Source organism: Ensifer adhaerens, from assembly GCF_020035535.1.
GTDB lineage: Bacteria > Pseudomonadota > Alphaproteobacteria > Rhizobiales > Rhizobiaceae > Ensifer.
Window position 1 is genome coordinate 1,345,392 of sequence record NZ_CP083350.1, and the last position, 13,181, is coordinate 1,358,572.

Here is a 13,181-nt window from a genome sequence, read left to right on the forward strand (position 1 = left end):
AATCTAAGGAAATCTAAAATGACACAGAACCTAAAGTTCTACATTGACGGTGAGTGGGTGGAACCGGCACGAGAAGCCGGCGCGGTCGACACGGCGGTCAACACGGTTGAAGTTATTGATCCTTCCAATGAAGAGGCGTTTACCAGCATCGCCCTTGGTAGCGAGGCAGATGTCGACCGTGCTGTAAAGGCCGCCCGCCGAGCTTTCGCCAGCTATTCGGCCACGACAGCTTCTGAACGTTTGGAGCTGTTGAGAAATATTGTCCGGGTGTACCAAACGAGGCGTCAAGACATCGCGGACGCTTTGACCCGGGAAATGGGTGCGCCGCTGAAGTTGGCCATCGAAACGCAGTCTTACATGGGGCTTGCGCATTTCGAGAAGATCATCTCGGTGCTCGAGAATTACAGCTTCTCTGAGATGCGCGGCACCACCCTGGTAGCCAAGGAGGCAATTGGTGTTTGCGCGCTAATCACGCCGTGGAACTGGCCTATGAACCAAATCGCCTGCAAGGTGGCTCCCGCTCTCGCCGCGGGTTGTACCATGGTTCTGAAGCCCAGCGAGGTGTCTCCGATCAGTTCGCTGATCTTTGCCGAGGTTCTCCACGAAGCGGGAGTTCCCAAGGGCGTATTTAACCTGGTCAATGGACTTGGCGCTGTAGTAGGCGATGCCCTTTCCCGCCACCCCGACGTCGACATGGTTTCTTTCACGGGTTCGACTCGGGCGGGCGTCCTCGTGGCTAAGGCAGCGGCCGACACTGTGAAGCGGGTGCACCAAGAATTGGGCGGCAAGTCGGCCAACATCATTCTCGATGATGAAAATCTCCCCGAAGCCGTCCGGAAGGGCGTGGCGGCGATTTTCCGAAACAGTGGGCAGTCATGCAACGCTCCCAGCCGCATGCTGGTTCCGTTGTCGCGACGCGATGAAGTGGTCGAAGTCGCCCGTGAGGCGGCGTCTAACTTCCGTGTTGGCCCGGCTTCGGATCCAAAGAGCGACCTGGGGCCGGTGGCAAATCGGACTCAGTTTGACAAGATCCAAGGGCTGATTTCGATTGGTATCCAGGAAGGCGCCACGGTTGTTGCCGGTGGGCCCGGACTTCCAGACGACCGCAATCGCGGCTATTTCGTACGTCCGACAATCTTCGCGGACGTGACTCCCGATATGACAATTGCACGAGAGGAGATCTTCGGTCCGGTCTTGTCGATCATTGGTTATGCGGACGAGGATGACGCCGTTCGGATCGCTAACGATTCAATCTACGGTCTTGCGGCTTATGTGCAATCGGCTGATGTTGCGAAAGGGCAGAGGGTGGCGAGCCGCATGCGTGCCGGAACGATCTACCTCAACTACCCTGCTTGGGACTCGGGCGCGCCGTTCGGTGGGTACCGGCAGTCTGGCAACGGGCGCGAATATGCTGATTTCGGGCTCGAAGAATTCCTTGAGGTAAAGGGCGTAGTTGGGTACGCAAAGGTCTCGGCCTAGTTTGCGAAAGCTGGCGATCGTAGTTTTCGGTCGCCAGCTGCCGCGTCTATTAACAACATCGATACTCAACTAGGCGCTCGTTGGGGAGGTGGATGAAATGGCGGGAAAGCCCGAATTCGATTTGCGACAGTTGCGGTCGTTCATCGTAGTCGCGGAAGAGGGGCATTTTGGACGGGCCGCTGCGAAACTTGGAATCGCTCAGCCCCCGCTCAGCCAGCAAATCCGCCGTTTGGAAAGTAAGATTGGTTTTACACTCTTCGATAGAGGAACGAGAAAAGTAGTCCTCACGGCCGCCGGAGAGAGTCTTGTTGATACGGCCCGCAAAATCTTGGAACAAGCCCAGGACGGCCTTGATAGCGCGCGACGTGCGGCGCGTGGCGAGGAGGGTGTATTGCGGATCGGGATCAATCCGTCATTGGCTTTAACAGAGTTAATGCGTGTTCTCCAAACCTATCGACGTGAAAACGATAAGGTCACATTGGCATTTCATGAGATGACGTCGCAGCCCCAAGTGAACAGTTTGCTTATGGGGGACATTGATATTGGTTTTTTGCGTGAGACGTATTCGGTGCAGTCACTGGAGTCGCGACCGTTGATCGAGGAGCCACTAATGGTCGTCCTGCCAGAAAATCACCCACTGGCGAAACTCGATACGGTTGATTTAAGCGAGCTCGGACACGAGACGTTTATCCTGATTTCACGCCAGTCGGGTTCTGCGCTTTATGACCGTATAGTTGCCGCTTGTAGGCTATCGGGTTTCCAGCCGCTTATCGGGCAGGAAGCGACCGAGTGGTCGACTATTGCTGCGCTCGTCGGATGCGGGTTAGGAGTTGCTCTGGCACCAAATTGTGTAAGAAGGCTGAACATTCCTGGCGTCGCCTACCGTAGCGTCAGCCCAATGCTGTCGACTGTCGTCACCATGGCGTGGCGACAGAATGACCGCAGTCCGATCGTCCAGCGATTTCTGCGCCACGCACAGCGTGCTTATTCCCGCATTTCGGAGTGAAGTGCGCGAGCCCGGCATAGGCAGGCAAAGGTATCACCCTTCTGCCAAAAAGGGGTAGTCCGTATAGCCAACTTCTCCGCCGCCATATAGAACATCCTTGCGCATCGGATTGAGTGGATGTCCGCCCGCCAACCTGGCCACCAGATCGGGGTTCGCTAGAAACAATCGCCCGAACGCCACTAAGTCGGCGTAGCCAGACTCGACGGCCCTGACTGCCATTTCACGATCGTAGCCATTGTTGACCATCCACGCTCCTCGACCCCCGGCGTTACGATAGGCAACCTTAAGAGCTCTATAGTCGAATGTTTGCCCCGCTTGTTCGAACTCGCGATCCCCTCCCGTTGAGCCCTCGACGATGTGGACATAAGCGATATCGCGTTTTGCGAGCTGACGCACTGCTGCTTCGAACAAATGCTGTGGATCCATGTCGTGCATATCGTTCGATGGAGTCATAGGCGACAAGCGAACGCCGAGCCGGCTTCCGCCAATTTCTTGAATGATGGCATCGACTGCTTCCGTAAGAAAACGCACGCGATTTTCTACAGGCCCGCCGTATTGGTCGGTCCGATTGTTACTACCCGATCGAAGGAATTGATCAATCAAATATCCGTTGGCGGCGTGGAGTTCGACTCCATCGAAGTCGGCTCCGTTGATGGCGGCTGCGGCAGCGCGGCGATAATCATCGTGGACACGCCTGACTTCTTCAAGTGTAAGAGCGCGCGGCGTGGAGGTTTCGATGAACGCTCCATTGCCAAGATTGTCGATGAGGAACGTTTTAGCCTTCGCGCGGATGGCAGATGGGCCGACGGGACTAGCATTGCCCGGCTGCAAGCTCGTATGAGAGATACGACCTACATGCCATAGCTGCGCGAATATGCGGCCGTTGTGCGCATGAACCGCCTCCGTCACTGATCGCCATGCTGCGATTTGCTCCTCGGCATAGAGTCCGGGGACGTCAGCATAGCCTTGGCCCTCGTGGCTGATCGCCGTTGCTTCGGAGATAATCAGACCGGAGCTCGCCCGCTGAGCGTAGTATTTTGCGGCGAGTGCAGTCGGCACTGCGCCCGGAGACCGATTGCGGGTGAGGGGTGCCATGGTCAGGCGATTGGGGAGTTCAATCCCTCCGAGTTTGAATGGTTCGAAAAGTTTCACCATACCACTACTTTCTTTATGTTCGTCACGGGCTGCGCTATCGCAGGACAGCCCTGCCGCTGCGAATTACAGATATGAAGTCTGGACGACGGACGAGCTTCTCAGTGCTTCGGAAGGTCCAGAAAGCGTGATCTCGCCAAGCTCAAGTACATACCCTGAGTGAGCGATATCGAGCGCGATGGAAGCGTTTTGTTCAACGAGCAAGACAGATGTGCCTTCTGTACAGATACGTTCCATTACCTCGAATATTTCAGTGACGACTTTTGGGGCGAGGCCGAGCGACGGTTCATCCAGTAGCAAGTAGGACGGTCGGCCCATCAACGCTCGCGCAATCGCAAGCATTTGCTGTTCGCCGCCGGATAGAGCGCGAGCTGGTTGGTTGAGACGAGCGCGAAGATTGGGGAACATTTCTAGCAATCGCTCCTGCTCCGACGCATGGTCCTTTGCTCCTCGCCGAAGGAAGGCTCCGAGCCGTAGATTGTCCGCTACGCTAAGATCCAGAAATAGCTCTCTTTGTTCGGGTACGAGAGAGACCCCCGCACGAAGGGCGCGGTCCGGCGTTTCATTGGGTAGTGGCTTTCCATCAATTTCAACGGAACCAGTAGTGCGACAGACGAGACCGACGATCGCCTTCATCAATGTCGATTTACCGGCGCCGTTTGCTCCCAGAATTGTTACGATTGTTCCGCGCGGGACATCCAGGCTAATCCCATGAAGGACATCCTTGGCGCCGTAGCTAGCACTCAGGTCACGAATTGAGAGCATTTGCAGCTTTCTCCCCAAGATATGCTTTGATTACCTCTGGCGACCGCCGGACTTCGTCTGGCGTGCCCTCAGCGATCTTTGTTCCAAAACTTAGGACGCTTACGCGGTCAGAGATGGCCATCACGAGCGCCATTACGTGATCGATTACAAGAATCGTCATTTTATGTTGGTCACGGAGCCCAAGGAGTATCTGGTTAAGTGCTTCGATTTCGGCGGCACGTAGCCCAGCCGCGGGTTCATCGAGCAATAGAAGGCTTGGACTGGTCGCGAGCGCACGTGCAATCTCGAGGCGCCGTTGTTTCCCAAACGGCAACGTCGCAGCAGCGGTTGCCTCATCTTCCTCGAGGCCCACTAGCGCAAGAAGCTCTTTCGCTCTCTCTCTCGCTGCGGCCTCTGATCTACGCCAGTTAGGAGTATGAAAAGCACAACTCGATGTCCCCGCTGCAAAATGCCGATCGAGGCCAATCATCACGTTATCGAGAGCGCTCATCGTGCTGAACAACTCCGTGTTCTGAAACGAACGCGCAATACCCATCCGAGCTATCTGGTGGGGAGGGACATTGGAAATGCTTTCGCCGGCGAAGCTCACGTTACCTGCTGTAGTGCGGTATAGTCCGGTCACAACATTCAGAAGAGTACTTTTGCCTGCCCCATTTGGGCCAATTACCGCTTGGATCGTTCCCGTTTTTACTCCGATGGAAACCTGGTTAAGGGCGACAATGCCCCCGAAGCGAACAGTGACGGAATCCACGTTCAGTATATCGTTTGCCATCAGTTGGCTCCTCCCGTACGGATCATGCGGACTAGGCCGCGAGGGGACTGCCAAAGACTGATCAGGCCATCTGGGCGCAGCAAGATGAAGCAAAGCAGAAGCAGCGCGAAAACCAAACCAAGATATGTCTGAAAGCTTTGCAGGAAATCCGGAAGGAACACGAATACAACGCTGCCAACGATTGCCCCGAGCGGTGACATAAGGCCACCGACCACTGCTACGGTAAGGAAATAGACGGATTGCGGGATGCCAAACTGCGCGGGATCGAGATACGTTGATAAAACGGCCAGTATGCCGCCACCGAACGCGCCTAGAAACGCACTCGCGCCAAACGCAAGAGACTTGAACTGAAGTACGTCTATGCCCATCGCTTGCGCAGCGGTTGGGCTCTGCCGAATTGCAGCAAGAGTTCGGCCATACCGCGAGTTCTGCAGATTATGAACAATGACGAAGAAGAATGCCGTCGTCGGTACGATCGCGAAGTAGAGTTGTCGACCTTCGCTTAATGTAAATCCAAACATTTCGAAGGATGGCATCGGCATGCCTGCGGCGCCGCCAGTCAATGGATCGCTATAGATGAGGCCAAGCTGAACGATCGCCGTGAGTGCCATAGTAACCAGGGCGAGGTAATGACCCGACACCCGCAGCGTTAAAAGGCCCAAAACGAAACCTAGTAATCCCACAATTGCCGACACCAGCGGTATTCCGATCCAGAGAGGGAGGCCCCAAAAGCTGTGGAGCACCGCGGAACCATAACCCCCAAGTGCCACGAACGCGGCTTGCGCGAGGGAAACCTGCCCGGCGAAACCAGTTACTACGACGAGCCCTAAGACGACCAGCGCGGTGCCGGCGATGAGACAGACCTGGTACAGATTGAACTCGGGCAAGAAATAGGGCGCGGCGGCAAACGCCAGCGCACAGACGATGAGTGGCGCGATTCGAAAAGACATCTCGCTATACCTTCTTAACTGCGAGCGTACCCAGCAATCCCTGTGGTCTCACGAGGACTACGACGATAAGGATACCGTAAGTGATCACGTCCTTGAGAGCTGTTGAGATGTATGCGCCCGCAAGAGCTTCAAGCACACCGAGCGTGATACCGCCAATAACCGCGCCCGGGAGGCTTGTGAACCCGCCCAGGATGGCGGCCGTAAACCCCTTGATACCAATCAAGCCCATATCTGGAGATAACGACAGCAGGGGAGCGACCAGAACGCCCGCGATCGTCGCTAATAGCGACGCGAGGATCCATATGGCCAAAAAAACCGATGATACTCGGACGCCCACCAAGCTCGCACCGATACGGTTATCGCATGCGGCTACGATGGCTTTACCAACGATCGTCCTTTCGAAAAGAAAGAACAGAGTAAACAGTAGTACGAGCGAAACTCCGACAATTGCGAGGTTCGCCGGTACCAGATAAAGGCCAGCAAATTGGACCGGTGCGGGAGAGAGCAAGAAGGGAAAGGGCCAAGCGCTCGGTCCCATATAGGCCCGGAGGAACTCTCGAAGAAGAGTGCCCACCGCCAACGTCGCAATGATCTTGGTCAAGAGCGTGGAGTTCCGCAATGGCCACATGAGCGTGCCATAGATCAATGCGCCGAGAAGAGCGGACGCCAAAAGCGCCAGAATTACCGCTGGCCAGAAAGGCAAACCGATGAGGGCCTGGCCAATCAATACGGCATAGGCGCCAAAGGTAACTTGATCCCCGTAACCGAAGTGTACTACGCCCGTGCCTTTGTGAATGAGCACAAAGCCAAGAGCAATTAGGGAATAGACAGCTCCAGAGGTGATGGAGCTGACGAGCAATTGTCCAAGCATCTCAATCACCAAGCGCTGCGATGGCTTTGATTTCGATCAGCGCGCCGGGACGTATCAGCCCGCTCACGACGACCCCTGTGGATGCAGGCCACGGCGGGCCCCCGAACAGTTCTCTTCGGAGCGCAGCGGTTTTGTTATAGTCGTCCAATGTGAGGACATAGTCTGTAGTCTCGATGATGTTGGATAGCCCACCACCGGCAAGCTTAAGCACCGCTTCGAACTTTTCGAAAATGAAACGCGCTTGTGCAACAATATCGCCCGCGCCGATCAGGTTTCCTTCGGCGTCCCCTGCGGTGGTGCCGGAGAGAAAAATCAAGTTTCCAACCTGTACCGCCGGCGAATATGTCAGCCTTGGGTTCCAAGGCTGATCTGAGAAAAGTGCTTTGAAGGGTTTGGTGTTCATGATGCCCTCGCACGGAGCTGGAAGCGCTGAATCTTGCCGGTTTCGGTTTTCGGAAGGCTATCGACGTACTGAATAACGCGCGGGAATTGATGGCGACCGACATTCGTCTTGACCGTCGTGACCAATTCTTCGCTGAGTTCGTCGGTGCCGGTGAATCCGTCTCTTAGGACGACGAATGCTTTGACGATCTGCCCCCGCATTTCATCGGGTTGACCGATGACGGCAGCTTCAGCCACCGCTGGATGCTTGAGCAATGCACTCTCGACCTCGAATGGGCCGATGCGGTAGCCCGAGCTCTTGATCATGTCGTCGGCTCGCCCTTCGAACCAGAAGTATCCCTCTTCATCAATGCGACCGAGATCTCGTGTGACAATCCAGCCTTCAATAAGCAAAGCGCTGCTGGCAGCAGGGTCGTTCCAATATTTTAGCCAATACCGGCAGTCGGCATCGGCTCGCTTAGCTATGAAACCGACTTCGCCGACGGGAAGTTCATTGCCTTGCTCGTCAATAATCGCCATGCGATAGCCGGGTGAGGGAAGCCCCATAGATCCTGCTTTGACTTCCATCGGGATGGCATTGTAATTGCCGATGGGTAGAGCGTATTCGGTGGCTCCGAAATGATCCATTGGGGTAATATCAAGTGCCTGGCGGAAGGCGTCGATAACTTTTGCGTTCAGCGGTTCGCCACAGCTAGAAATCGCCCTCAACTTCAGCTTCTTCGCCCCAAACTTCTCGTGGGGGAGCAACATGATGCTGCGCAACAACGTTGGCGTCGTAGCCAGGTTCGTGACGTCGTAGCGATCGATGACCGCGAGGCATTGCTCCGCCGAGGGGTTCTGCCTAACCGTGAGGACAGTAGCGCCCATTGCGAGTGCGCCAAGGTAGCAGACGAAACCATAACCCCAGCCTGGATCGCCGGTGGACCACAGGATGTCGCTCGGGGTGAGGCCTAGACCATATACGATATATGGATTGATCGCGGCCAAGAAATTGACAGCAAGCGTTCCTCCCTTGGGTTGTCCGGTCGAACCTGAGGTGTAAATGATTGCTGCGGGGTCATCTCTTTCGCGCAAAACCGGCGTAAAGATTGGCTCCTCCTCTTCCAACGCGGTCTGGAAGTTGAAAGTGCCTGCCGGTTCGCTATTGGCGGGAGCGACCACGATCCTTTTTACCGAGGCATCGCCGGGGATGCGGTCGTAATACTCGAGATCGGTAATCAGCAGTTTCGCTTGAGATTGCTCGAGACGGTAGCCGACCGCGTCCGGACCGAAGCCCGTAAATATGGGGACGTAGATGGCACCGGCTTTAAGCGTTCCGAGAATAGTTATGAATACTTCCGGTCCACGAGGCATAAGACCGGCGACCCTGTCTCCAGGTCCGATGCCCATCCGAGTGAGGAGATTGGCAAACTGGTTGCTAGCATTTGCCAATTCGGCAAACGTCATTTGTGTCTCAGTCCCGTCGATGGAAGCGGAAATGAGCGCCGTCCGACCGCTGTTCGCATGACGGTCAACGAGAGCATCGCCGAGAGAAACCGTGCGATCTTCGTTCCAACCAAGCGCCGCTCGAGCCTCTTTCCAGTCGAAGGACTGGAGAACGGTTTGATATTCTCTGGAGGCCATTAGATCGTTCTTTCCTTTTGCAGTGGCAGACGGCAGTGCAGGAGATATGTGTGGTGGCCTTCCACCACGATTTCGGAGCGAGAGTTGATCAGCTCAACTTTGAAGCGCACCAATGACTTCGTGTTGGCCGCTTTCGGGATGACCGAGATCACTTCGAACCGGCTTTTGAGTACGTCGTTGATGAAGACCGGTCTTAGAAACCGAAACTCTTGATCAACGAACGCGACGAGTGCGTCTTCTAGACGGGCTGACATCGGAGTCGCGCCGAGTGCCGTCATCGAGACGAGCAACAGTCCGTGGGCCAAGCGCTTTCCAAAACGAGTTTTCGCGGCGAAGGCGTCGTCATAGTGGATCGGATGATTGTCGCCGGTTAGCTGTGCGAACATGTTGAACTGCTCGTCGCCAATCTCGTGTGGAATACCTTCGAAGACGTCTCCGACTGCGAAGTCGTCTCCGAATAGCTGCGTTTCCATGGGTTCCTCCAATTTGGTGGCTTACATTTATTGTGAGTTTTCCTTAGGTGCCGTCAGGACCACTGGAAGGAGCTTGCGGCTTAGGTCGGGCTGGATTTCAACCACTCGGGCGGCTTGGTTACCCTCGCGGATTCCCTTGCCGTACGTCGTTGGCAAAATGAATGGCGCCTCGAAGTTTTCGATGGTTTCCAAGGCGGAGATGAATCCGCGTTGCGTGGGAGTGTCGCCTGCACGCCTTAGCCCCTCCAAGAAGACGTGGGCGCCGCCATATGCCAGCACGTCGGCAAGATCCGGTCGTCCTTGACGGGCGAGGTCAGGAAAGCGCGCGGCAAATTTGGAGGAGAACTCGGCTGCTTCACCCTCGGTGCTTTCGGGAAGCGTCTTCAAAGTTACTACGTTGTGGGTCCCCGCAGCAGCTTCACCAACAATATCGGGATACTTCCTGCTGCCTGCAGCATTGGACCCCATAATTGTTGCTGTGAGCCCAAGTTGCTTCGCCTGACGCGTGATGATTGCGGACGGATTCGGGAATCCGTAGACCACCAGGACGTCTGGCGTGGTTTGAGCGATGCGGGTTAGTTGCGAAGTGAAGTCAGTGTCGGTGACGTTAAACTGCTCCTCGCTTGCCAACGGAATCTTCCGATGGGCGAGCTCCTCGACCACGCTGTCGCCGCCGTGTCGGCCGTATTCATCGGATTGGCGGATTAGAGCGACAGACTTCGCGCCCAGATGATCAATCACATAGTCGGCTATTGCTTGACCAGCTTGGCTATCACTCATCGTTCCGGAACGAAAGACGTTGTCGATCGGCGGTTCTGTGACAGCTGGAGTAGAGAAAATCGTTGCAAAAGTCGGTGTCCCGGTGCTTTTGAACGTCGGTACAAGCGCTTGGCCTACCGCACTCGACGATGGCCCGAAAATGGCGAATACATTTTCCTGGTCGACGAGGCGCTTGTAAGCAACGATCCCTTTTGGTGGCGAGGACTCGTCGTCCAGCGATACCCATTCCAGCTTCCGTCCATTGATGCCGCCAGAGGCATTCGCTTCCTCGAAAGCGAGGGTCGCTCCCGCCAGGTTCCCCGTGCCAAATACAGCAGCCGGTCCAGTTAAGCTGCCCAGAATGCCAATTTTAATGGCTTGCTGATCCACTCCGGGTTCGTCGGCATGTACGTAAAATGCGGATGTCAACAGCAGGGGTGCGGCCGCAAACAACGACGAGGCCGCACGCCAAAAATGGCGTGTTCCAATAAACATTTTGATTTCCTCCCTATTATCGATAATCGAGATATGATTTCGATAATCGAGATTAAGCTCCGCAAAAAGCTATCTGTCAAGGGCAAAGGAGCTCAGGTATTCTGGAGTCCAAATCGGAGTTCATCACTTTGACGAAAAGCGAAATAGACTCGCCGCTTGAGCGGTATTTTAAAGTCTTGGAAAATATAGCCCTTCTGGAAAACGGAGCTAACGTGCAAGGGATTGCCGAAGCTTGCGCGTACCCCATTCCGACGACCCATCGACTTGTTCAGAACTTGCTCTCCGCCGGCCTTGTCGCTGGAGGAGGGGCAAAAAAAATGAACTATCAGCTAGGAAACCGTCTGGTACGTCTCCTCCACGCGGGCAGCGAAAGTGCGAAAATCGCGATCGCGGTGCAGCCGATTCTTGATGGACTGGCGGACAAAATTGGGGATACGTGCTTTCTGACGCGTCTTGTGGGTCACAAGGTTGTTTCAATAGCCTGGGCGGCGCCAAGTGGCGGACTGCGCAGTTACGTGGTTCCAGGACATTCGCTTGACCCTAATATTGCAGCATCCGCTAAAGCGATCTTAGCTTTCCAAACACCGGAAATTATTGAGAAGGCATTATCTGAGCCGCTTCCTAAACTAACGGAACACAGCAAAACGGATCGGATACAAATCGAGGCTGAATATGAGGGGGCTCGTATTCGGCGCTATGCGACGTGCTGGAGTGAGATGGAGAGCGGCGTGGGGGCCATCGCAGTACCTGTGCCTCTGCCCTCAATTGGAATTATGTACAGCATTGGAACCGCCGGTTTGATCGATCGGATGTTAAGACGGACCGAACAGCAAACCGCGGATATACTGAATGCCGCGGTCGATGCTATTGCACGGGGTCTTAGATTGGCCTCGGTGAGGACTCGCGAAACGGACGCGGTGCAATTCTGATCGAAACCAATGACAAGTAGATCTAGATCCCGCGACGATAACACTGAGGTCGCCATGCCGTGCAAGCGCTATCGTAATTCTGCGGCTTCACTTGAAGGGCCTGACTCAAAGAAACGGTATGGGGCAGAAAATGGCACGCCGACTGCCTTATGCCCGGTAAGTCGTTAGGAAGATCGACACCCCGCGCATGACTCTCTGCTGAATTTCGTCGGTCGTAAGAGGTGGGCGTACGCCCAACTTGACCTCCAGGTTCACGAAACCGAGCCAAAGGCCTGTCAGTTCGTCGGCTGCTCTTTCAACGTCTTCGACATTTAGATCGCCCCGGCTAGCGGCATTCGCAATCAGCTGATTGAGAAGCCGCTGCGCTCGACCGGGACCGATATCGAAAACCCGTCTCGCGAGATCAGAGCGGTTTGAAATCGAGGCGATCAACCTATCCCATCCAAGAAGGTCACGGCTGTTGATAAATTCCACGTAACGGATGCCAAACGAAATCAGCGCAGCCGATATCTCCGCTTCTTTGATGGATTCGAATTCGTCGTCCAGAATTGTCGCATTTGCTTCACGCCGGATGACTTCTTCAACTAGCCTGTCTTTGTCCTCGAAATTTGCGTAAAGGGTCGCCTTCGCGACCCCTGCCAACGCTGCCACCTCATCAAGTGTCGCTTCGGGTCCTCTCGTCAAGAAGAGTGTTCGCGCGGCATCTAGAACAGCGGTCCGTTTCGTAACGTCCCGTGGCCGACCTCGGGGGCGTTTCTCGTCAATCATTCGAATGCTCCACGCTTAAACTTCAGGACTTCACTGAGAGGATCCCGGCCAGAGCCAAGCCGCCAACCACCGTAAGGTGCTCCAGGGCAATTTGAAATTCATGCATGCGTTTAGGGCCTTCGAACTGCCAGAACGCGTGGCCAAATGGGATGGTGAGCAGCGTAAACACGGCCAGAGCAATGGCGCCTACCCAACCGAGTCCTGCAACGTTTGTAATGATTAGAGCCGATCCGAAGAGCTGGCAGGCGATCGTAGCAACTGCGAAGGCTTGTGGCGTCGGCAGTCCCACGTCGACCATTTCTTGAACAACAGCGTTGAAGTTGAACACTCCGAACAGACCGGCGATCCAGAAAAGGGACGTTAAGACGATCTTACCGGCGAGTGCGAAGTGCGGGTGCGTCAACACGGATGTGATTAGGGCGTCCATGAACCTCTCCATTTATCAGACTCGCAGGTCTACTATATAATTTATGAACTGACGAGTCTGGAAAATGTAATTCTTCTTTCCAAATCTGCCCGGAGTTGATCCCGCGTGGCACCAAAGGACCGCGCCAACGCGGTTATGCCGCCGGGGCCCACCCGAATGGGTCTCTGCTCGAACACCGGGGTCCGGCCTGAGATCTTGACCCGGAATTGTCGGCCCTGGGGTCACCTTCGCCTTGCCGCCTCCCGACTTGCACTCTGCTGAGGCGCGGCGGCGAGCAGCTTGAAGTCGCGGCGTATGCAGGTTAAATGCT

The 13,181-nt window shown here is 55.3% G+C and carries 14 protein-coding genes; 3 read left to right on the plus strand and 11 right to left on the minus strand.

Annotation, left to right across the window (positions count from 1 at the left end):
- Positions 1–18 precede the first annotated feature (18 nt).
- Together LAC81_RS26475 and LAC81_RS26480 are read left to right on the plus strand one after the other, a co-directional pair.
- On the plus strand, positions 19–1,479 hold the full coding sequence (locus tag LAC81_RS26475) for an aldehyde dehydrogenase family protein (protein ID WP_223730094.1): 1,461 nt from the start codon (positions 19–21) through the stop codon (positions 1,477–1,479).
- Between the two features lie 97 nt (positions 1,480–1,576).
- Positions 1,577–2,485 carry a LysR substrate-binding domain-containing protein gene (locus LAC81_RS26480; protein WP_223730095.1) on the plus strand — a complete coding sequence of 303 codons (909 nt, stop codon included), beginning with the start codon at positions 1,577–1,579 and terminating at the stop codon, positions 2,483–2,485.
- Positions 2,486–2,518: 33 nt separating this feature from the next.
- Here LAC81_RS26480 and LAC81_RS26485 read toward each other — a convergent pair whose 3' ends face one another.
- From LAC81_RS26485 to LAC81_RS26525, 9 genes are all read right to left on the minus strand, one after another.
- Positions 2,519–3,640: an alkene reductase gene (locus LAC81_RS26485; RefSeq protein ID WP_223730096.1), complete on the minus strand. Its 1,122-nt coding sequence runs from the start codon at positions 3,638–3,640 to the stop codon at positions 2,519–2,521.
- A 63-nt stretch (positions 3,641–3,703) separates the two neighbouring features.
- The gene (locus tag LAC81_RS26490) at positions 3,704–4,402 is read right to left on the minus strand and encodes an ABC transporter ATP-binding protein (RefSeq protein ID WP_223730097.1); all 699 of its coding nucleotides are present in this window, start codon (positions 4,400–4,402) and stop codon (positions 3,704–3,706) included.
- A complete protein-coding gene (locus tag LAC81_RS26495; protein ID WP_223730098.1) occupies positions 4,386–5,174 on the minus strand; it encodes an ABC transporter ATP-binding protein in 789 nt (262 codons plus the stop codon). The genes LAC81_RS26490 and LAC81_RS26495 overlap by 17 nt, the downstream gene beginning before the upstream one ends.
- Positions 5,174–6,124 (minus strand): branched-chain amino acid ABC transporter permease, encoded by a 951-nt coding sequence (locus LAC81_RS26500; protein ID WP_223730099.1) that lies wholly within the window; start codon positions 6,122–6,124, stop codon positions 5,174–5,176. The genes LAC81_RS26495 and LAC81_RS26500 overlap by 1 nt, the downstream gene beginning before the upstream one ends.
- A gap of 4 nt (positions 6,125–6,128) precedes the next feature.
- Positions 6,129–6,995: a branched-chain amino acid ABC transporter permease gene (locus tag LAC81_RS26505; RefSeq protein ID WP_223730100.1), complete on the minus strand. Its 867-nt coding sequence runs from the start codon at positions 6,993–6,995 to the stop codon at positions 6,129–6,131.
- Between the two features lies 1 nt (position 6,996).
- Entirely contained in the window at positions 6,997–7,398 is a 402-nt protein-coding gene (locus LAC81_RS26510) for a RidA family protein (protein WP_223730101.1), read from the minus strand.
- The gene (locus LAC81_RS26515) at positions 7,395–9,020 is read right to left on the minus strand and encodes an acyl-CoA synthetase (RefSeq protein WP_223730102.1); all 1,626 of its coding nucleotides are present in this window, start codon (positions 9,018–9,020) and stop codon (positions 7,395–7,397) included. Before LAC81_RS26515 ends, LAC81_RS26510 begins: the two co-directional genes overlap by 4 nt.
- Positions 9,020–9,493 (minus strand): MaoC family dehydratase, encoded by a 474-nt coding sequence (locus LAC81_RS26520; RefSeq protein WP_223730103.1) that lies wholly within the window; start codon positions 9,491–9,493, stop codon positions 9,020–9,022. Before LAC81_RS26520 ends, LAC81_RS26515 begins: the two co-directional genes overlap by 1 nt.
- Positions 9,494–9,520: 27 nt before the next feature.
- Positions 9,521–10,747 carry an ABC transporter substrate-binding protein gene (locus tag LAC81_RS26525; RefSeq protein ID WP_223730104.1) on the minus strand — a complete coding sequence of 409 codons (1,227 nt, stop codon included), beginning with the start codon at positions 10,745–10,747 and terminating at the stop codon, positions 9,521–9,523.
- Positions 10,748–10,875: 128 nt separating this feature from the next.
- Between LAC81_RS26525 and LAC81_RS26530 the strand changes: the two genes are divergently transcribed.
- Positions 10,876–11,676: an IclR family transcriptional regulator gene (locus tag LAC81_RS26530; RefSeq protein ID WP_223730105.1), complete on the plus strand. Its 801-nt coding sequence runs from the start codon at positions 10,876–10,878 to the stop codon at positions 11,674–11,676.
- 147 nt (positions 11,677–11,823) lie between these two features.
- Here LAC81_RS26530 and LAC81_RS26535 read toward each other — a convergent pair whose 3' ends face one another.
- Positions 11,824–12,444, minus strand: a complete 621-nt coding sequence (locus tag LAC81_RS26535) for a TetR/AcrR family transcriptional regulator (RefSeq protein WP_223730106.1) — start codon at positions 12,442–12,444, stop codon at positions 11,824–11,826.
- A gap of 22 nt (positions 12,445–12,466) precedes the next feature.
- Positions 12,467–12,871, minus strand: coding sequence for a DoxX family protein (locus LAC81_RS26540; protein WP_223730107.1), 405 nt, complete (start codon positions 12,869–12,871; stop codon positions 12,467–12,469).
- Positions 12,872–13,181 lie beyond the last annotated feature (310 nt).

Excerpts from the sequence above, each read along its gene's own strand:
- LAC81_RS26505 (WP_223730100.1), bottom strand. The coding sequence starts at position 6,995 with ATGCTTGGACAATTGCTCGTCAGCTCCATCACCTCTGGAGCTGTCTAT.
- LAC81_RS26520 (WP_223730103.1), bottom strand. The coding sequence starts at position 9,493 with ATGGAAACGCAGCTATTCGGAGACGACTTCGCAGTCGGAGACGTCTTC.
- LAC81_RS26480 (WP_223730095.1), top strand. The coding sequence starts at position 1,577 with ATGGCGGGAAAGCCCGAATTCGATTTGCGACAGTTGCGGTCGTTCATC.
- LAC81_RS26485 (WP_223730096.1), bottom strand. The coding sequence starts at position 3,640 with ATGGTGAAACTTTTCGAACCATTCAAACTCGGAGGGATTGAACTCCCC.
- LAC81_RS26475 (WP_223730094.1), top strand. The coding sequence starts at position 19 with ATGACACAGAACCTAAAGTTCTACATTGACGGTGAGTGGGTGGAACCG.
- LAC81_RS26515 (WP_223730102.1), bottom strand. The coding sequence starts at position 9,020 with ATGGCCTCCAGAGAATATCAAACCGTTCTCCAGTCCTTCGACTGGAAA.
- LAC81_RS26535 (WP_223730106.1), bottom strand. The coding sequence starts at position 12,444 with ATGATTGACGAGAAACGCCCCCGAGGTCGGCCACGGGACGTTACGAAA.
- LAC81_RS26500 (WP_223730099.1), bottom strand. The coding sequence starts at position 6,124 with ATGTCTTTTCGAATCGCGCCACTCATCGTCTGTGCGCTGGCGTTTGCC.
- LAC81_RS26525 (WP_223730104.1), bottom strand. The coding sequence starts at position 10,747 with ATGTTTATTGGAACACGCCATTTTTGGCGTGCGGCCTCGTCGTTGTTT.
- LAC81_RS26495 (WP_223730098.1), bottom strand. The coding sequence starts at position 5,174 with ATGGCAAACGATATACTGAACGTGGATTCCGTCACTGTTCGCTTCGGG.
- LAC81_RS26490 (WP_223730097.1), bottom strand. The coding sequence starts at position 4,402 with ATGCTCTCAATTCGTGACCTGAGTGCTAGCTACGGCGCCAAGGATGTC.
- LAC81_RS26510 (WP_223730101.1), bottom strand. The coding sequence starts at position 7,398 with ATGAACACCAAACCCTTCAAAGCACTTTTCTCAGATCAGCCTTGGAAC.
- LAC81_RS26540 (WP_223730107.1), bottom strand. The coding sequence starts at position 12,871 with ATGGACGCCCTAATCACATCCGTGTTGACGCACCCGCACTTCGCACTC.